The sequence below is a fragment of the Streptomyces bugieae genome (assembly GCF_036352915.1).
Classification (GTDB): Bacteria; Actinomycetota; Actinomycetes; order Streptomycetales; family Streptomycetaceae; genus Streptomyces; species Streptomyces endophytica.
The window spans coordinates 43948-63286 of record NZ_JAZBJP010000016.1 but is presented as its reverse complement, the minus strand read 5'-3'; the positions used below and the strand labels follow the sequence as shown (position 1 = coordinate 63286).

The 19339-nt window shown below is 72.6% G+C and carries 10 protein-coding genes; all 10 read right to left on the bottom strand.

Features of this window, described 5'->3' with window-relative positions; genetic code table 11:
* Positions 1-26: 26 nt before the first annotated feature.
* Positions 27-2201, bottom strand: coding sequence for a 1,4-alpha-glucan branching enzyme (glgB, locus tag V2J85_RS23355; RefSeq protein ID WP_261957425.1), 2175 nt, complete (start codon positions 2199-2201; stop codon positions 27-29).
* A 360-nt stretch (positions 2202-2561) separates the two neighbouring features.
* Positions 2562-4043: a maltokinase N-terminal cap-like domain-containing protein gene (locus V2J85_RS23350; RefSeq protein ID WP_261955625.1), complete on the bottom strand. Its 1482-nt coding sequence runs from the start codon at positions 4041-4043 to the stop codon at positions 2562-2564.
* 329 nt (positions 4044-4372) lie between these two features.
* Positions 4373-6091 (bottom strand): maltose alpha-D-glucosyltransferase, encoded by a 1719-nt coding sequence (gene treS / locus V2J85_RS23345; RefSeq protein WP_261955624.1) that lies wholly within the window; start codon positions 6089-6091, stop codon positions 4373-4375.
* Complete coding sequence (locus V2J85_RS23340; RefSeq protein ID WP_261955623.1) at positions 6088-8091, bottom strand: alpha-1,4-glucan--maltose-1-phosphate maltosyltransferase; 2004 nt, start codon at positions 8089-8091, stop codon at positions 6088-6090. Before V2J85_RS23340 ends, treS begins: the two co-directional genes overlap by 4 nt.
* Before the next feature lie 568 nt (positions 8092-8659).
* Positions 8660-10252: a sensor histidine kinase gene (locus V2J85_RS23335; RefSeq protein WP_330822638.1), complete on the bottom strand. Its 1593-nt coding sequence runs from the start codon at positions 10250-10252 to the stop codon at positions 8660-8662.
* Positions 10249-10914 (bottom strand): response regulator transcription factor, encoded by a 666-nt coding sequence (locus tag V2J85_RS23330; protein ID WP_261955621.1) that lies wholly within the window; start codon positions 10912-10914, stop codon positions 10249-10251. The genes V2J85_RS23335 and V2J85_RS23330 overlap by 4 nt, the downstream gene beginning before the upstream one ends.
* Before the next feature lie 136 nt (positions 10915-11050).
* Positions 11051-12685 carry a M4 family metallopeptidase gene (locus tag V2J85_RS23325; RefSeq protein WP_261955620.1) on the bottom strand — a complete coding sequence of 545 codons (1635 nt, stop codon included), beginning with the start codon at positions 12683-12685 and terminating at the stop codon, positions 11051-11053.
* 286 nt (positions 12686-12971) lie between these two features.
* Entirely contained in the window at positions 12972-15251 is a 2280-nt protein-coding gene (locus V2J85_RS23320) for a M4 family metallopeptidase (protein ID WP_261955619.1), read from the bottom strand.
* A 320-nt stretch (positions 15252-15571) separates the two neighbouring features.
* Entirely contained in the window at positions 15572-17392 is a 1821-nt protein-coding gene (locus tag V2J85_RS23315) for an ABC transporter ATP-binding protein (protein ID WP_261955618.1), read from the bottom strand.
* Positions 17389-19197 (bottom strand): ABC transporter ATP-binding protein, encoded by a 1809-nt coding sequence (locus V2J85_RS23310; RefSeq protein ID WP_330822637.1) that lies wholly within the window; start codon positions 19195-19197, stop codon positions 17389-17391. The genes V2J85_RS23315 and V2J85_RS23310 overlap by 4 nt, the downstream gene beginning before the upstream one ends.
* Between the last annotated feature and the right edge of the window lie 142 nt (positions 19198-19339).

The following is a 19339-nucleotide window of genomic DNA, read 5'->3' as shown; positions in this document are numbered from 1 at the left end:
CGCCCCTTCGGCGTCAGCAGGAACGCCTACGCCGGCCGGAGCCAGATCGTGGCCAGCGGCGGCAGCACCAGCGGGACGGAGCTGGTCCGCCCGTTCCAGGGCACCGTTTCGGTCTTCAGCGGATCGGGGTTGGCCACCCCGCTGCCGCCGTAGCGCGCCGCGTCGGTGTTGAGCACCTCGCGCCAGGCCGGGACGTCGTCCGGGACGCCGATCCGGTACCCGTGCCGCACGACCGGCGAGAAGTTGGTGACCGACACCAGCGGGGCACCGTCGGCGGCGAAGCGGAGGAACGAGAAGACGTTGTCCTCGCTCGCGTCCCCGTCGATCCACTGGAAGCCGGCCGGTTCGGTGTCCCGCTCCCACAGCGCCGGGGTCGCGGCGTAGTGCCGGTTCAGCTCCCGGACCAGATCGCGGACGCCCCGGTGGTCCGGCTCGGCCTCGTACGACGGGTCGAGCAGCCACCAGTCCGGGCCGTGGCGCTCCGCCCACTCCGCGCCCTGGGCGAACTCCTGCCCCATGAAGAGGAGTTGCTTGCCCGGGTGCGCCCACATGAAGCCCAGGTACGCCCGGTGGTTGGCGCGCTGCTGCCACCAGTCCCCGGGCATCTTCGACACCAGCGCCTGCTTGCCGTGCACCACCTCGTCGTGCGAGATCGGCAGCACGTAGTTCTCGGAGTAGGCGTAGATCATCGAGAAGGTCATCTCGCCGTGGTGGTACTTGCGGTGCACCGGCTCCTTGGAGACGTAGCCGAGCGAGTCGTGCATCCAGCCCATGTTCCACTTCAGGCCGAAGCCCAGGCCGCCGAAGCCGCCGGGCCCGACGTGGTGGGTGGCGCGGGTGACGCCGTCCCAGGCGGTGGACTCCTCGGCGATGGTGACGACGCCGGGGCAGCGGCGGTAGACCGTGGCGTTCATCTCCTGGAGGAAGGCCACCGCGTCGAGGTTCTCCCGGCCGCCGTTGACGTTCGGGGTCCAGCCGCCGTCCTCGCGGGAGTAGTCGAGATAGAGCATCGAGGCGACCGCGTCCACCCGCAGCCCGTCGATGTGGAACTCCTCGCACCAGTACACCGCGTTGGCCACCAGGAAGTTACGGACCTCGGTGCGGCCGTAGTCGAATTCCAGGGTGCCCCAGTCGGGGTGCGCGGCCCGGGACGGGTCCTGCGGCTCGTACAGCGGCCGCCCGTCGAACTCCGCCAGCGCCCAGTCGTCGCGCGGGAAGTGCGCCGGGACCCAGTCCATCAGCACGCCGATGCCCGCCCGGTGCAGGGCGTCGATCAGGAACTTGAAGTCGTCCGGCGTGCCCATCCTGGCCGTGGGCGCGTAGAAGCCGGTCACCTGGTAGCCCCAGGACCCGCCGAAGGGGTGCTCGGCGACCGGCATGAACTCGACGTGGGTGAAGCCCAGGTCCTTGACGTAGGCCGGCAGCTGCGCGGCGAGCTGCCGGTAGGTGAGACCGGGGCGCCAGGACGCCAGGTGCACCTCGTAGACGGAGAACGGCGCCTGGTGGACGGGCCGTTGACCGCGCCGCGCCATCCAGTCGTCGTCCTGCCAGCGGTGGCGCGAGGTGTGCACGACCGAGGCGGTGGCGGGCGGGCACTCGGTCCGGCGGGCCATCGGGTCGGCGCGCACCGTCCGCGAGCCGTCCGGCCGGGTGATCTCGAACTTGTACAGCTCGCCCTCGCCGAGGTCCGGCAGGAACAGCTCCCAGACACCGGAGGAACCCAGCGACCGCATCGGATGGCCGGTGCCGTCCCAGTAGTTGAAGTTGCCGACGACGCGGACGCCCTGCGCGTTGGGCGCCCAGACGGTGCAGCGGGTGCCGGTCACGCCCTGGTGGTCCATGACGTGGGCGCCCAGCGCCCGCCAGAGCTGCTCGTGCCGGCCCTCGCCGAACAGGTGCAGGTCGAGTTCGCCCAGCGTGGGCAGGAAGCGGTACGGGTCGTGCACGGTCGCGGTGCTCTCGCCGTAGTCGACCAGCAGCCGGTACTCCGGGACGGTGCGCAGCGGCAGCACACCGGCGAACAGACCGTCGCCCTCGGAGTGCAGTTCGGCGCGCAGCCCGTCCGCCAGGACGGTGACACCGCTCGCGAACGGCCGCAGTGTACGGATGAGCAGCCCGCCGCGCACGGGGTGGGCGCCGAGCAGCGCGTGCGGGTCGTGGTGCGCGCCGGCCAGCAGCCGGCCGCGGTCCTCGTCCGACAGCGGGGTGGCGGCCCGTACTCCGCGGCCGCCGGTGCCGGGCCGTGCCGCACCGGCCGCGGCGGCGGCTGCCCGGGCCGGCCGGTCGCCGGGTGCGGCGGCCGCCTCCCGGGGCGCGGGCGGACGGGTGCCGGACGCCGGGGCGCCGCGGCTGCCGGGGGCCGCGGTCCCGGGGCCGGGGGCGGCGGCCCCGGTCGCGCTCTCGGCGGCCCTGTCCGGTGGGGACGCGGGGTCGGGAGGGGGGGGGCGGGACGGCGGTGGGGCGGCGGTCACGGGCGGGGCCTCCTCGGGGGCGGTGCGTCGGCGGTGCGTGGGGCGTCGGCGGGCGGGGCGGGGGCGCGTCGTCGGCTCGGGGCGGGCGGGTCAGGGCGGGCCGGTCCCGTCCACGCCCACGGCCGGTTCGCCGCCCGCCGCCAGCCGCCGGACCGCGGCCATCGGGACGGACAGCCAGTCGGGCCGGTGCCGGGCCTCGTAGAGCACCTCGTAGACCGCCTTGTCGGTCTCGTAGGCCCGCATCAGCTCGGGCGCGGAACGCGGATCGAGCCCGCCGGCCTCGGCGTAGCCCAGGCAGTACGCGGCCCGGGTGCGCCGGGCCCACTCCAGCGCCCAGGGGTCCGCGCCGGCCGGCCCGCTGCGCGCCGCGTAGTCGAAGGACCGCAGCATGGCCGCGACGTCCCGCACCGCGGGCTGCAGCTTGCGGCGCTCGGCCAGCGGACGGGCCGGTTCGCCCTCGAAGTCGATCAGCGACCAGCGGCCCTCGTCGGCGGAGCGCAGCGTCTGGCCCAGGTGCAGGTCGCCGTGGATGCGCTGGGCGGCCCAGCTGCGGCCGTCGTGCCCGACGGCGGCCAGCGCGTCGAAGGCGGTGCGCAGCCGCGCGCGGTAGGGCTGGAGCACGGGTACGGCCCGGGCGGTGGCCTCCAGCCGCTCGATCATCTGCGCCGCGATCACGTCGAGCTGCGGGCGGCGCAGCTCGGTGGTCGGCAGTGTCTGGGCCAGCGCGGTGTGCACCTCGGCGGTGGCGTGCCCGAGCGCCCGGGCCGAACCGGTGAAGTCGGCGCGGACGGCCAGCGCGTTGAGCGCCAGCTGCCAGCCGTCCGCCGAGCCCGGCAGGAACGGCTGGAGCACGCCCAGCGTGGTCGCCTCGCCGTTCTCCGCGGCGACCGCCGACTCGAACCACGCGGCGGGCGCCGGGACCCGGGCGCACTTGGCGTCCGCCAGTGCCCGGGGCAGTTCCAGATCGGGGTTGATGCCCGGCTCGATCCGCCGGAAGACCTTCAGGATGAACGAATCCCCGTACACGATCGAGGAGTTGGACTGCTCGACGGCGATCGGCCGGGCCGGTAGTCCGGAGGGGATGTCCGCGTCGGGTTCGCGGCAGAAGCGCAGGGCCCCGAGCCGCCCGGGGACCCGCAGCCGTTCCAGCAGCAGCCCGCAGAGCCGGTTGTCCAGCAGCGCGTCGTAGACCACCCGGCCGCGCAGCGGGCCGCCGCCGGGCCGGCCGATCACCGCCCGTGCCAGCTGGGGCGGCGGCGCCGGATGCACCCCGAGCAGCAGCTGGTAGCGGTCCCCGCCGGCCGGTGTGCGGCTCGGCGGGGAGCTCTGCTGGGCCCGGACCAGCAGCTGCAGCAGGCCGGGCGAGGTGCCGTCGCCGGTGCACGGCAGCAGCTCGGTGGCGGACAGCAGGGTGAAGCCGGTGAGCAGCCGCCCCTTGCCGGCGAACCAGCGCTGGCGGGGCACCCATTCGGCGAGCAGCGGCGCCAGCGAGGAGAGCAGATCGGGGGCGGTGACGAGCGGACGGTGGTCAGGGGTGTTACGGGTGGCACGGGTCGGGGCGGTGTCCGACATGGCGTCGCGTCCTTTCCCCGGGCACACGACAGGTAGGGCAAAGTGTCCCGGAATACGGCCTTCACTGTGCGGTGGCGCGGTGGCGGTACCCCCGGACGGAGGGTGTGAAGATCCTCCCGGCGGGGGTGTCGGGATCGCGGCAGCGGTCGTGCCGGTGCGCGTGTCCGCTGCGCGGTGGTCCCCCTCGAACCGGGGACCACCGAGGGCTCACCCGGCCCGTGCGGTAGTAAGGAGACTGCCCGAGCGAAAGGTCAAAAAACGCCCGTACGCGGGATGCGGCCGCGTACGGGCGGGGTGCTCGGTGCCCGTGCCCGGTCAGGGCCGGGGCACTAGGTGGCGTTTCTGCGCAGCCGGAACCAGTAGAAGCCGTGGCCCGCGAGGGTGAGCAGGTACGGCAGTTCCCCGATGGCCGGGAAGCGGACGCCGCCGATGAGTTCCACCGGATGGCGGCCGCTGAACGCCCGCAGGTCCAGCTCGGTCGGCTGGGCGAAGCGGGAGAAGTTGTGGACGCACAGCACCAGGTCGTCGTCCGCGCCGCCGGTGCCCGGCGAGGCCCGCAGGAAGGCCAGCACCGCCGGGTTGGTGGAGGACAGCTCGGTGTAGCTGCCGAGGCCGAACGCCGGGTTCTGCTTGCGGATCTCGATCATCCGGCGGGTCCAGTGCAGCAGCGAGGACGGCGAACTCATCGCGGCCTCGACGTTGGTGACCTGGTAGCCGTAGACCGGGTCCATGATGGTCGGCAGGAACAGCCGGCCCGGGTCGCAGGAGGAGAATCCGGCGTTGCGGTCCGGGGTCCACTGCATCGGGGTGCGCACCGCGTCCCGGTCGCCGAGCCAGATGTTGTCGCCCATGCCGATCTCGTCGCCGTAGTAGAGGATCGGCGAACCGGGCAGCGACAGCAGCAGGGCGGTGAACAGCTCGATCTGGTTGCGGTCGTTGTCGAGCAGCGGGGCCAGCCGGCGGCGGATGCCGATGTTGGCCCGCATCCGCGGGTCCTTGGCGTACTCCGCGTACATGTAGTCCCGCTCTTCGTCCGTGACCATTTCGAGGGTCAGCTCGTCGTGGTTGCGCAGGAAGATGCCCCACTGGCAGCCGGACGGGATCGCCGGGGTCTTGGCGAGGATTTCCGAGACCGGATAGCGCGATTCGCGGCGCACCGCCATGAAGATGCGCGGCATGACCGGGAAATGGAACGCCATGTGGCATTCGTCGCCGCCGACCCCGTAGTCACCGAAGTAGTCGACGACGTCCTCCGGCCACTGATTGGCCTCGGCCAGCAGCACGGTGTCCGGGTACTGCTTGTCGATCTCGGCCCGGACCCGCTTGAGGAAGGCGTGCGAGGCGGGCAGGTTCTCGCAGTTGGTGCCCTCCTCGGCGTAGAGGTACGGCACCGCGTCGAGCCGGAAGCCGTCGATGCCCAGGTCCAGCCAGAACCGCAGTGCGGAGATCATCTCCTCCTGGACCGCCGGGTTCTCGTAGTTGAGGTCCGGCTGGTGGGAGAAGAAACGGTGCCAGTAGTACTGCTTGCGGACCGGATCGAAGGTCCAGTTGGAGGCCTCGGTGTCGACGAAGATGATCCGGGCGTCGCCGTACTGCTTGTCGTCGTCCGCCCAGACGTAATAGTCGCCGTACGGGCCGTTCGGGTCGCTGCGCGACTCCTGGAACCACGGGTGCTGGTCGCTGGTGTGGTTCATCACCATGTCGATGATGACCCGCATGCCGCGGTGGTGTGCGGCGTCGACGAATTCCACGAAGTCCGCCAGATCACCGAATTCGGGGAGCACCGCGGTGTAGTCGGCGACGTCGTAACCGCCGTCCCGCAGCGGCGATTTGAAGAACGGGGGCAGCCAGAGGCAGTCCACGCCCAGCCACTGCAGGTAGTCGAGTTTCGCGGTGAGGCCCTTGAGGTCACCGATGCCGTCGCCGTTGCTGTCCTGGAACGAGCGCACCAGGACTTCGTAGAAGACGGCCCGTTTGAACCAGTCGGGATCGCGGTCCTTCGCCGGGGTGTCCTCGAACGTGTCGGGGACAGGCTCATTGACGATCAATTGGGTGACCCTCCGATCGGTGAGGACGGTCGCAGCGACAGCACATGGGCGGGCGCGAGCGAGCGGCCCGGCTCCAGGCGCACATAGTTGTCCCTGCCCCAGTGGTAGGTATCGCCGGTGAGCTCGTCGCGCACCGGAAAGGACTCGTGCCGGCCGAGGCCGAGTTCCGGCATGTCCAACGACACCGTCGCCTCGTGGGTGTGGTGCGGGTCGAGGTTGACCACCGTGAGCACCGTGTCGGTCCCGTCGCCGTGTCCCGCGCGCTTGGAGAACGCGAGCACGGCGTCGTTGTCCACGGGGTGGAAGTGCAGATTGCGGAGCTGCTGCAGGGCAGGGTGCCGGCGGCGGATGCGGTTGAGGGCGGTGATCAGCGGGGCGATGGTACGCCCCTGCTTCGCCGCCGCGTCCCACTCGCGCGGCCTGAGTTGGTACTTCTCCGAGTCGAGGTACTCCTCGCTGCCGGGGCGTACCGGGGTCGACTCGCAGAGCTCGTATCCGGCGTACACGCCCCAGGTGGGGGACAGGGTGGCGGCCAGTACGGCGCGGATCTCGAAGGCGGGGCGGCCGCCCTCCTGGAGGTAGGCGTGCAGGATGTCCGGGGTGTTGACGAAGAAGTTGGGCCGCAGGTAGGCGGCGGATCCGCCGGACAGCTCGGTGAGGTACTCGGTCAGCTCCTGCTTGGTGTTGCGCCAGGTGAAGTACGTGTACGACTGCTGGAAGCCGATCTGCGCCAGGGTGTGCACCATGGCCGGGCGGGTGAACGCCTCGGCGAGGAAGAGCACGTCCGGATCGGTGCGGTTGATGTCGCCGATGACCTTCTCCCAGAAGGCCACCGGTTTGGTGTGCGGATTGTCCACCCGGAAGATCCGTACGCCCTTGCCCATCCAGAAGCGCAGCAGCCGTTCGGTCTCGCGGACCAGGCCGCGGAAGTCGGCGTCGAAGGCGAGCGGATAGATGTCCTGATACTTCTTCGGCGGGTTCTCGGCGTACGCGATCGAGCCGTCGGAGCGGTGGTGGAACCACTGCGGGTGCAGGGTGACCCAGGGGTGGTCCGGAGAGCACTGCAGCGCGAAGTCCAGGGCGACCTCCATCCGCAGGTCACGGGCGGTGCGCACGAAGTGCTCGAAGTCCTCGAAGGTGCCCAGGTCGGGGTGGAGCGCGTCGTGCCCGCCGGCCGCCGAGCCGATCGCCCAGGGGGAGCCGACGTCGTCCGGGCCGGCCGACAGGGCGTTGTTGGGGCCCTTGCGGAAGGAGGTCCCGATGGGGTGGACGGGCGGGAGGTAGACGACGTCGAAGCCCATGGCGGCCACGGCCGGCAGGCGTTCGGCGGCGGTGCGCAGGGTGCCGCTGACGGCCGTGCCGTTCGGGGTGACCACCGCGCCCTCGGAGCGCGGGAAGAGTTCGTACCACGAGCCGTACAGGGCCCGGCGGCGCTCGACGACCAGCGGCATCGGGCGCGAGACGGTGAGCAGTTCGCGCAGCGGGTGGCGGCCCAGGGCCTCGATGACCTGCGGGGCGAGCGCGGCGGCGAGCCGGGTGGCGGCGGGCAGTTTCGGGTCGCGCAGGGCGTCCACGGCGGCCAGCACCGCCTCCCGGCCGTCGCTCTTGGGGACGTCGGCGGCCGCCCGCTCGTGCAGCTCGGCGCCCTCGGCGAGGACCAGCTCGGTGTCGATGCCCGCCGGGATCTTGACCGCGGCGTGCTTGCGCCAGGTGGCCAGCGGATCCGACCAGGCCTCGACGGTGAAGGTCCAGCGGCCCTCGACGTCCGGGGTGACCTCGGCGCTCCAGCGGTCGGTGCCGGGCGCCCGTTCCTGCATCGGTGTCCAGGGTCCGCAGCGGCCGGCGGGATTGCGCAGCACCACATTGGCCGCGACCGCGTCATGGCCTTCGCGGAAGACCGTGGCCGAGACCTCGAAGGTCTCGCCCACCACGGCCTTCGCCGGGCGGCGGCCGCAATCGATCTGCGGGCGGATGTCCAGAACAGGGATGCGACCGATCATGGGCTCACCTGGGGCTTGTGATGCTTTGCGGGGTTTTGTCCTTTGTATCCGCTCCACGGGAGGGGGACCGGGTGCGGGCATGGGGGCTCCTGTCCGCTTCACCCGGCTGGCGGAGAACACGGCCGACCGGGGTGTACTCGATGAGCCTTCCCTCGACCGGAGGACATGAACTCCGGCGGAATGTGAACTACTGGTACGTAACCGGCGGCCCGGTGCGACCTCGCGGACACACGGCCACCTCGGTGCGGAAGGCTGCGGGGCTGGGCGGACACGATCGGCGTTCGCCTCCTCAACTCAGGTGTGATCACAGCGGAGTTGCGGTGTGCGGAAGTACCGGTGCCGCGCCGCGGCCGGTCGGCGCCACACCGCAGCCTCTCTCCAGGAGGGATCTCGTACAAGAGCGCATGAGGGGGTGGAATCGGCCATATCGGGAAACGCGCGGGTAGGGAGGTGCGTGGGGTCCGCGAGGGAACTCAACTTCTGTGATTCTCAGGGCAGTTGGGGCTCCGCATGTGGTGTGGCCGTCGCGCGGGCCACCCGGATGGGGGAGCGGTGGGGGCACCGGGCGTCAGCGGTCCCGGCGGTGGACGACGGCCTTCCTGACCAGACGGCCGTCGGCGAAGCACAGCTCGTAGGCCGCGTCGGTGTCGGCGTCGACGCCGTAGTACGCGCAGGACCAGCCGCGGGGCGGTGCGGGGGTGCCGGCCGGGGGCTCGTCCAGCCGGAAGAACGGCACCAGGCCGGCCACCTGCGTGCGCGGCATTCCCGGGCGCAGTCGGTCGTAGTGCGCCCGGTCCAGGACCGTCCAGTCGGTGCTGACCAGGGCGAAGGCGCCCATCAGCACCAGCAGTGCGGCGGTCACCGCGAGCGGGACGGCCACCGTCTGGCGCAGCCGCCGCCGCACCTGGCGCCGTGCCCGGTCCAACTCCCGTGCGGCGGCGGTTGGTTGGGGTGCTGCGTCGGAGCCGGTGAGCGGGCCGCCGGCGAGGGGGAGGTGGGCGGTGACCGTGAATCCGCCGTCGGGGGCCGGGCCGGTGTGCAGGGCGCCGCCGGCCAGCCGTACCCGCTCGTCCAGGCCGACCAGTCCGCTGCCGCCGGAGACCGCCGCCGGGGCGGGGCCGGGCGGCGGCGCGGCGTTGGTGACGGTGACCCGAAGCTGCCCCTCCGCCCGCTCGATCCGCACCCGGACGGCCGCGCCCGGGGCGTGCTTGGCGGCGTTGGTGAGTGCCTCCTGGACGAGCCGGTGCACGGCGGGGCCGGTCATGCCGGGCAGACCGGCCGCGTCCCCGCCCGGCTGCTCCAGCGTCACCGTCATCCCGGACGCCCGGACACGCGCCACCAGCCCCGCCACGCTCCCGTCCGCGGGCCGCCGCGGCGCGCCCTCGTCGTCCGTCCGCAGCACGCCGATGATCTCCCGCAGTCGCTCGGCCGCCGCACCGGCCGCCGCCCGCAGCTCACCGGCCGCCGCCCGGCGGTCCGCGTCCAGCCCCGGGTCCAGCTCCAGCGCGCCGGCCCGCAGCGCGATCAGCGCCAGCTCGTGGCCGAGCGAGTCGTGCATGTCGCCGGCGATCCGGGCCCGTTCGCGCAGCCGGGTGCGGTCGGCGACCGCCTGCTGCTCGCGCTCCATCCGGTCGGCCAGCCGCCAGCCGGTGCGGACGAGTTCGCCGTACTGGCGGCGGTAGCGGCCCAGCAGCCAGGGCAGCACCACGTTCAGCAGCAGCGCCAGCAGGAAGGTGAACCACGGCCACAGGGTGCGGGCGACCAGCGCGCACACCGGAACGCCGGCCAGCGCGAGACCGGTGAAGAACCACAGTGCGGGCCGGGCCCGGGCCGGCCGGACCCCGGCGAGATAGCCGAGCACGGCCAGCGCCAGGGCGTACGCACCGGTGAAGAGCTGCACCGACAGCACCAGACTCGGCACGACCGGCACCGCGACCGCCACCAACGGCGCCCGCCGGCGGACGAGTACGGCCAGCGCGAGCAGCGGAAAGCCGGCCAGGGTCGCCCACCGCCGGGGCCCCGAGGGGTCGTCGAGGGTGCAGAGCGGCGGGACGCACAGCAGCAGCCACAGCGCCAGGCCGGGGAGCCGGGCGCGCAGCCGTCCCGCGTCCGCGCGCCGCGCCCAGGACCGCAGTGCGGCCGGGGACGGCGGGCGCCTCACGGGGCGGGGACCAGACCGGCCTCGTAGGCGAGGATCGCGGCCTGGACGCGGTTCTTGAGGCCCAGCCGGGCGAGGACCGCGCTGACGTACGCCTTGACGGTGCCCTCGACCAGGAACAGCCGCCGGGCGATCTCCGCGTTGGACAGCCCGGCGCCGACCAGACCGAGCACCTCGCGCTCGCGCGGGGTCAGTCCGGCGATCCGCGTCCGGGCGGCCGCACCCCGGCCCAACTGCCCTTCTCCGAGACGGGAGATGACCCGCCGGGCGACGGACGGGGCGAGGCAGGCGCCGCCCTCCGCGACGGCCCGGACCCCGGCGATCAGCTCCCGCGGATCACCGGTCTTGAGCAGGAAGCCGGCGGCGCCCGCGCCGAGCGCGCCGGCGATGTGGTCGTCCTCGGAGAAGGTGGTCAGCATGACCACCGCGGTCCGGGGGAGAGCGGTGGCGAGTTCGGCGGCCGCGGCCAGGCCGTCCAGGCGCGGCATGCGGATGTCGAGGAGGCAGACGTCGGGGCGGTGCCGCAGTGCGAGGTCGACCGCCGCGCGGCCGTCGCCGGCCTCCGCGACCACCTCGATGCCGGGTTCGGTGGCGAGGATCGCGCGCACCCCGGCCCGCAGCACGGCCTCGTCGTCGGCCAGCAGCACCCTGATCGTTTCGCCCATCCGGACCCCCGTTCCGCCCCGTTGCGCGCGCCGACCGCGCCGTGACGCGCGAAGGCGGTGTCCGGAAGGTCTCCGGACACCGCCCGTTTCGGGGTCACGTTACCCCGGGCCGATCAGTTGGCATCGGCCGGTTGTGTCACTTGACGGCGACGCCGGTCCAGGCCGACTCGACGCCCTTGACCTCGGCGCTGTCCTTGCCGTAGAGGTCGGTCGCGGCCTTGACGGTGGCCTCGCGGGCCGCCTTGTAGTCGGTGTTCGAGGTCATGTACTCGGTCAGGGCCTTGAACCAGATCTTCTCGGCCTTGTCCCGGCCGATGCCGGTGACCTTGGAGCCGTCCGCCGTCGGGCTGTCGTACTTGACGCCACCGATCTCCTTCGGGCCGCTGCCCTCGGACAGCAGGTAGAAGAAGTGGTTGGCGACGCCCGACGAGTAGTGCGGGTCGAGGTTGCCGGTGTTGGAGTCCCAGTTGTCCTGCGACTGACCGTCCTTGGACGGCTTGTCCATGTAGCGCAGCGGCTTGCCGTCACCGTTGATGTCGATCTTCTCGCCGATGAGGTAGTCGCCCGGGTCCTTGTCGTTCTTGGCGTAGAACTCGACCGAGGTCCCGAAGATGTCGGAGGTGCCCTCGTTGAGGCCGCCGGACTCGCCGCTGTAGGTGAGGTTGGCGGTGGCGGAGGTGACACCGTGCGACATCTCGTGCGCCGCGACGTCGATGGCGGTGAGCGGCTTCTTGTTGCCCTCGCCGTCGCCGTACGTCATGCAGAAGCAGCTGTCGTCCCAGAAGGCGTTGACGTAGCTGTTGCCGTAGTGGACGCGGGACGAGGCGCCCTTGCCGTCGCCCTTGATGCCGCTGCGGCCGTGCACGTTCTTGTAGTAGTCCCAGGTCTCGGCCGCGCCGTAGTGGGCGTCGACGGCCGCGGTCTGCGGGTCGTCGGGCTTGCCGGTGCCCCAGGCGTCGTCGTCGTCCGTGAAGGCCTTGCCGTCACCGGACTCGCTGTTCCCCAGGTTGGTGGTCTTGTGGCCACCGCGCCCGTCGTCGGTCAGCGTGAAGCCGCTGCCTTCCTTCTTGGTGCCCAGCTCGACGCTGCCGCTGTACTCGCTCTCGCCCTTGCCGGTGTGGATCTCGTCGTACTGGAACAGCTTCTTGCCGGTGTTGGCGTCGGTGATGACGTGCAGCCGGCTGGGGGTGCCGTCCTTCTGGACGCCCTTGACGACGGTGTCGTAGGCCAGGACCGGCGTGCCGGAGGCGGCCCAGACGACCTTCTTCGGGGTCTGCGGGGTCGCGGCCTGGTTGGCGGCGAGCGACTTCACCGCGGTGCCCCGGGCCGACTTCGCGGCGGCCTGCGGGGCGATCTTCGCGGTGGTGGAGGCCACCTTGATGCTCTTCTGCGTCGACTTGGTGGTCGACTTGATGGCGCCGCCCTTGGCGGTGTGCACGACCAGGTCGCCGCCCAGCACCGGAAGCCCGGCGAAGGTGCGGTCGTAGCGGGTGTGCGTGGTGCCGTCGGCGTCCTTGATGACGTCCTTGACGACCAGCTTCTCCTGGCCGCCGAGGCCGAGCGCCTTCGCGGTCTGCGCCTTGGTGCCGTCCGCGTCGCGCAGCAGTTCCGCGCGGTGCGAGGCGCTGAGCTGGAGGGGGGAACCGTCCTTGTGGGGGGCCGGTGCCGGCGAGGCGCCGGCCGTTCCGACGGTGATGCCCGCTGCCAGCAGGGCGGCGGCCGCAAGGGCGCCACCGGTGATACGGGTCTTGCGGGATATGTGGGGGGCCACGCGTGCTCCTTCAACTTTGCCAAGTGGTGGGGGTGCAAAGCGATGCGGGTGTGACTCGCGTCGGGAAGACTGCCAGCTGAACGCGTGCATGTCAGGAGCCTGTTCACAGGTTGGCCGAAAATCGTCCGTACAGAGGTGATCGGTGTTCGCATAACGGAGGAGGGCGCCGCCCCCGGAATTCCGGGGACGACGCCCAAGTGCCGTGCTCACCAGGTCAGTTGCCGATCCTTCCGACGACCGGCCCGGCTATGTCACATCGAGGTGACAGCTGAGTGCCGACGCCGGATCAGAACGTCAGCTTCCAGCCGTTGATGTAACCGGAGTCCTGCGAGTAGACGTCCTGGACGCGCAGCTTCCAGGTGCCGCTCGCCGCCTTCGAGGAGGCGTTGACGGTGTACGTGGTGTTCACGTTCGCCGCCGAGTCGTACGGGTTGGAGTTCTTCAGCCGGTAGGCCGTGCCGTCCGGGGCGATCAGGTCGATGACCAGGTCACCGCGGTAGGTGTGGACGATGTCCACGCCGACCTTCAGCGTGCTGGAGGCGTTGCCGCTGCGGCTGACGTTGATCGGCGAGGTGACCGCCGCGCCCGCGTCCGGGATCTGCACGTCGTCGGAGTTCTCGAAGACGCTGCCGCCGCCGGTCGCGTTGACCGTCCAGGTGAAGGAGGTGGTTCCGGTCTTCTTCGCGGAGTCGGTGACCGTCACCGTCACGTTGGACGTGCCGGCCGTGGTCGGCGTCCCGGAGATCAGACCGGTGCTCGCGTTGATCGACAGCCCGGCGGGCAGCCCGCTCGCCGTGTACGACAGCGCGCCCGCGGTGCCGCTGGTGGCCTTGATCTGCAGGCTCGCGGCCTGGCCCACGGTGCTGGTCTGGTTGCCCGGGTTGGTGACGGTGACCCCGCCGCCGTCCGGGACGCGGGAGCCGACGTTGACCGCCGCCCAGGTGTTGGCGACCGTGTTGTACGACGCGCTGCCCTGGCCGAACAGGTCCGCTGCCGCCTTCAGGGTGGCGGTGCGGGCGTCGGCGTAGTTGGTGGTGGCGGTCATGTACTGGCTGAGCGCCTTGAACCACACCTTCTCGGCGTTGGCCCGGCCGATGCCCGGCACCGGCAGGTTGTCGAAGGTCGGGCTGTCGTAGTGGACGCCGCCGATGTCCTTCGGGCCGCTGCCCTCGGACAGCAGGTAGAAGAAGTGGTTGGCGACGCCGGACGAGTAGTGCACGTCCTTGTTGCCGACACCGCTCGACCAGTAGTCCGCGGAGGCGCCGTCCTTGCTGGGCTTGTCCATGTAGCGCAGCGGGGTGCCGTCGCCGTTGATGTCGATCTTCTCGCCGATGAGGTAGTCACCGGGGTCGGACGGGTTGTTGGCGTAGAACTCCACGGCCGTGCCGAAGATGTCCGAGGTGGCCTCGTTCAGACCGCCGGACTCGCCGCTGTAGTTGAGGCCCGCGGTGTTCGAGGTGACGCCGTGCGACATCTCGTGGCCCGCCACGTCGAGGGCGGTCAGCGGGGCCGCGTTGCCGCTGCCGTCGCCGTACGTCATGCAGAAGCAGCCGTCGTCCCAGAACGCGTTGACGTAGCTGTTGCCGTAGTGGACGCGGGAGTAGGCACCCACGCCGTCGCCCTTGATGCCGCTGCGGCCGTGCACGTTCTTGTAGTAGTCCCAGGTCTCCTGGGCGCCGTAGGCGGCGTCCACGCCCGCGGTCTGGGCGTTCTGCGGCGTACCGTCGCCCCAGGTGTCGTCCGCGTCGGTGAACAGCGAACCGGTGCCGGACGACCCGTGCTTGAGGTCGTAGGTCTTGTGGTTGCCGCGGGTGGCGTCGGTCATCGAGAAGTTCGGCGCCGAGCCCGACGTGCCGATGGTGACCTTGCCGCTGTACTCGCTGTTGCCGACACCGGTCTCGATGCCCTGGTAGCGGTAGATCTCGGCGCCGGTGGTGGCGTCCGTGATGACGTGCAGCTGGTTGGGCGTGCCGTCGTCCTGCAGCCCGCCGACCACGGTCTCGTAGGCCAGCCGCGGCTTGCCGTCGGCGACCCAGATCACCTTGCGGGGCGCCTTCGTGGGGGCGGTCTTCTTCGAGCCCAGCGACTGCGCCGACTTGACCGCCTTCGCCGCGGCGGTGGCCGGGGCCACCTTGGCGGTGGTGCTCGCGACCTTCAGCTGCGAGGCGACGGCCTTGGTGACGCCCTTGAGCGTGCCGGCCTTGCTCTCGTGCACGACGAGGTCGCCGCCGAGCACCGGCAGTCCGGCGTAGGTGCGCTCGTAGCGGGTGTGGACCGTGCCGTTGGCGTCCTTCGAGACGTCCTTGACGACCAGCTTCTCCTTGGCGCCGAGCTTGAGCTCGCGGGCCGTCTGCGCGGTGGTGGCGCCGGCCGCCCGTATCAGCTCCGCACGCTGGGACGGGGACAGCTTGGCCGGCAGTGCGCCGGGATCGGGTACGGCGTGCGCGGTGCCGGGCCGCGGGGCGGCCGCCGTGCCGGTGCCGGCCTGGACTCCGACGGCCAGCATCGCGGTGACGGCGACCAGTGCGCCGGTCGCGACGGCGCGTCCATGGGGGGTGCGTCTCACACTGACTCCTTCTGCGGTGGCCGCTACGTGACGGCGCGGCCGAGGGGGACCGGGCGGCCCAGCGGCCGTCCGGGCAGATCGAGGCAGAACACTTGGAGCGTGTGGGGGGAGACGTACGCGAGAGGTGCGACGTACTGGTGGAACGGGTGGTGCAGGGGAAGCCGGCTGCCGCAGGGCGTGGTGCTGTGGGGACCGTGCGGCGGCTGCGGGGAAGAGTCCCACCGTGGATGGCTGGTTGTCAGGGTCCGTTCAAGTAATTGGCCGGAAAACGTCCGTTGCGCGAAATCGACGTCCGGAATCCGGACGTGAGGTGATCCCCGTCACGGCCGTTCCCCGTGCCAGGACCGCCAGAGCGCCGCGTACGCACCGCCGTTCGCCACCAGCTCGTCATGGGTGCCGAGTTCGGCCAGCCGGCCGGCCTCCATGACGGCGACCCGGTCCGCGTCGTGCGCGGTGTGCAGGCGGTGCGCGACGGCGATGACCGTACGGCCGGCGAGGACCGCGGCCAGCGCCCGCTCGGTGTGCCGCGCGGTACGCGGATCGAGCAGCGCCGTCGCCTCGTCCAGGATCACCGTGTGCGGATCGGCCAACACCACGCGGGCCAGGGCGAGTTGCTGGGACCGGGCGCCGTCGAGGCGGTGGCCGCCCGGGCCCAGCTCGGTGTCCAGACCGGCCGGCAGCTCCCCGGCCCAGTCGGCCCCGACGGCCGCCAGCGCCGCCCGCAGTTCGCCGTCCCCGGCACCGGGCGCGGCCAGCCGGAGGTTGTCGCGGACGCTGCCCAGGAAGACGTGGTGCTCCTGGGTGACCAGGACCACGTGTCGCCGCAGCACCTCCGGATCCAGCCCGGCGACCGGCACCCCGCCGACCGTCACCGACCCGCGGCGCGGCGCCTCGATGCCGGCCAGCAGCCGCCCCAGCGTGGACTTCCCGGCCCCGGAGGGACCCACCAGCGCCAGCCGCTCACCGGGGCGGACGGTGAGGGTGACGCCGTGCAGGACGTCGCCGGCGCCCCGGTCCGCCTCCTCCCCGGCCGGCCCGTCACCGCCGGTGGGGTAGGCGTAGTGGACGGCACGGACCTCGACCCGGTCACCGGCCGGCACCGGTCCGGCGCCGGCGGCCGCCTCCCTGTCGCGCGGGACCGTGCCCAGCCCCTCGACACGGGCGAACGCGGCGCCGCTGCTCTGCAGTTGCTCCATCCACAGCAGGATCGTGTCCAGCGGCTCGGACAGCTGCCGCAGATACAGCGCCGCGGCGAGGACCGCGCCCAGACTGACCCCACCCGAGCCCATCAGGGCCCCGCCGGCCAGCAGCACACCGGCCACCGGCAGGACGTGGGCGACGTCCACCGCGGGCAGCAGCACACTGCGCAGGAACAGCGTCCGCAGCCGCGTGCGGCGGCACTCCGCGATCGCCCGCTCGCCCGCCGCCCACCGGCGCTCCTGCAGGCCCAGCGCCTCCACCGTCCGGGCACCCGTGGCGGTGGCGGCCAGCAGCTCGGCCAGTTCCGAGGTCGCCGCGCCCTCCGCGAGATACGCCCGGTGCGCCCGGCGCAGATACCAGCGGACCGCCAGCAGTCCGCCGAGCAGCCCCAGCGCGCACAGCCCGAGCAGCGGACCGGCCACCACCACGGCACCGAGCAGGAACAGTGCCTGCACGGCCGCGACCGAGACCTCCGGCGCGGCGTCCCGCAGCGTCCGCCCGACCGAGGTGACGTCCGTCGTGCCGCGGGCCGTCAGATCACCGGTCCCGGCGCGCTCCACGACCGCGGCGGGCAGCGCCAGCGCCCGGTCGACGTACCTCTCGCGGATCCGCGCCGCGGCCCGTTCCCCGAAGCGGTGGCCGACGTACCGGGCCTGCCGGGCCAGCAGCAGCTGGGCCACCGCGCACACCAGGATGACCAGCGCCAGCCGGTCCACCGCGGCCACCCCACCGCCGTCCCGGACCGTGTCCACGATCCGGCCCAGCAGCCATGGACCGGCCAGCCCGGCGCCGGCCGCCAGCGCGTTCAGCACCAGCATCAGCGCGAACGCCCGGCCGTCCCGGCGCACCAGCCCCAGCGCGGCCCGCCGGGTCGCGGGCGGATCGGCGACGGGGAGCGCGTGGGCGGTGGGTGGTGCGGTCGGTGCCGCCGGTGACGTCATGACGTGGCTCCTCCGGCCCGGTCGTCCTCGCCCGCTTCCTCGTGCCCGTCCTCGCGGTCGCTCTCGTCCGCGTCCTCGTCCTCGTCCTGGTCGCGGGAGACCAGGCGGCGGTACTCCGGTACGTCGTCGAGGAGTTGGCGGTGGCGGCCGGCCGCGGCGACCTTGCCGTCGACGAGGAAGCACACCACGTCGGCGTGGTCGAGCAGCAGCGGGGAGGCGGTGGTGACGACCGTCGTACGGCCCGCGCGGGCGGTGTGCAGCCGGTCCGCGATCGCCGCCTCGGTATGGGCGTCCACGGCCGAGGTCGGCTCGACCGCGAGCAGCACCTCCGGGTCGGCCAGCAGCGCCCGCACCAGGCGCAGCCGCTGCCGCTGGCCGCCGGAGAGGTTCCGGCCCTGCGCCGCGACCGGCGAGTCCAGCCCGTCCGGCAAGGCCCGGACGATGTCCTCGGCCAGGGCCGTGCGCAGCGCCCGGCCGATCGCCGCGTCGGTACGGTCCCGGCGTCCGCTCACCACCTCGCGCAGGGTGCCGGCGAACAGGTCCGCCTCGTTGTCCGCGACCAGGATGCGTTCGCGGACCCGGGACAGCGGGATCTCGTCCAGCCGGACCGCGCCCCAGGCCGCCGCGGAGTCGGCGAACCGGCCCAGGCGGTCGACCACCGCCGCCGACTCGGCCGGCCGGGCGGCGACCAGCGCGGTCAGCAGCCCGGGCACCACCTCGACGCCCGACTCCGGATCGCGCAGCACGGCCACCCGCTCGGGTCCGGCCGTGACCGTGCCGCCGTCCGCCGTGGCGTCGGTGGCGTCGTTGGCGTCTTGGGGATCCGTCGCGTCCGCCGGCAGGTGCAGGAACCGTACGACCCGGCGGGCGGCGACCAGGCCGCGGGTGAGGTCGTGACCGCCCTCGATGAAGAACGACACCGGGACCACCAGGGCCGCCGTATAGCCGTAGACCGCCACCAACTCGCCCGTGGTGAGGTCGCCTTGGGCCGCCATCCGGGCCGCGAGCCAGGTGACGGCGGCCAGGAACAGGGTCGGCAGGCCCACCCCGAGCGCCTGGATCCAGCTCGTCACCGCCCCGACCCGGTAGCCCTCGCGGCGCAGCTCCTGCGACGCGCGCCGGTAGCGGCCGGCGAACACCTCCTTGCCGCCCAGACCACCGAGCACCCGCAACCCGTCGACCAGATCGCCCAGTTGGGCCGCCAGCCCGCTCTGCCGCTCGCGGTAGTGGGACTCCGCGCCCTGCAGCCGGCCCAGCAGCGGCCCGACCGCCACCGCCAGCAGCGGTACGCCCAGCAGCACCACCGCGGCGAGCAGCGGCGAGACGGACAGCAGCAGCACGGCGACGACCCCGTACGCCAGCACCCCGCCGACGCCCGGCCCGGTCATGGTCAGGGTCTGGCTGATCACCGCGACGTCGCCGATCCCGATGGTGACGACCTCCCCGGCCGTCACCTGCCGGGGCAGCGCCGCGCCCAGCCGCAGGGTGTGCGCCATCACCGCCCGGACCGTGCGGAACGTGGCGTCCATCCGGATCCTGGTCATGGTGCGGTGCCGCATCACGCCCAGCCAGGCGTTCAGCCCGCCGACGGCCAGCAGCACCGCCACCCATCCGGCCAGCGCCGCGGTCCGCCCCGGTGCCAGCCCCTCGTCGATCGCCCGGGAGAGCACGTACGGCGGCACCATCAGCCCCGCGTTCCACAGGCTCCCGTACGTCGCGCCCGCCGCCACCCGCCCGCGCCGGCTCGCCACCAGCCACCACAGATAGCGCCCGGCACTGCGCGGCACCTTCGCCGACTGCGTCATGTCGCCCCCCGTCCGGTCCGCCCACTGTAGTTGGCGACTTGACCTTCACCCATGGGGCAATGCCTGGCGGCGCTGCCGTGAACTCCTCCTCGAAGAGCGCCACTCCTCGCACGGGCCCCGAGGTCCGCCTCGCCGCACGACC

Coding starts and splice junctions, on each gene's coding strand:
- V2J85_RS23350 (WP_261955625.1), bottom strand. CDS start 4,043: ATGTCGGACACCGCCCCGACCCGTGCCACCCGTAACACCCCTGACCAC.
- V2J85_RS23340 (WP_261955623.1), bottom strand. CDS start 8,091: ATGATCGGTCGCATCCCTGTTCTGGACATCCGCCCGCAGATCGATTGC.
- V2J85_RS23330 (WP_261955621.1), bottom strand. CDS start 10,914: ATGGGCGAAACGATCAGGGTGCTGCTGGCCGACGACGAGGCCGTGCTG.
- V2J85_RS23315 (WP_261955618.1), bottom strand. CDS start 17,392: ATGACGTCACCGGCGGCACCGACCGCACCACCCACCGCCCACGCGCTC.
- V2J85_RS23310 (WP_330822637.1), bottom strand. CDS start 19,197: ATGACGCAGTCGGCGAAGGTGCCGCGCAGTGCCGGGCGCTATCTGTGG.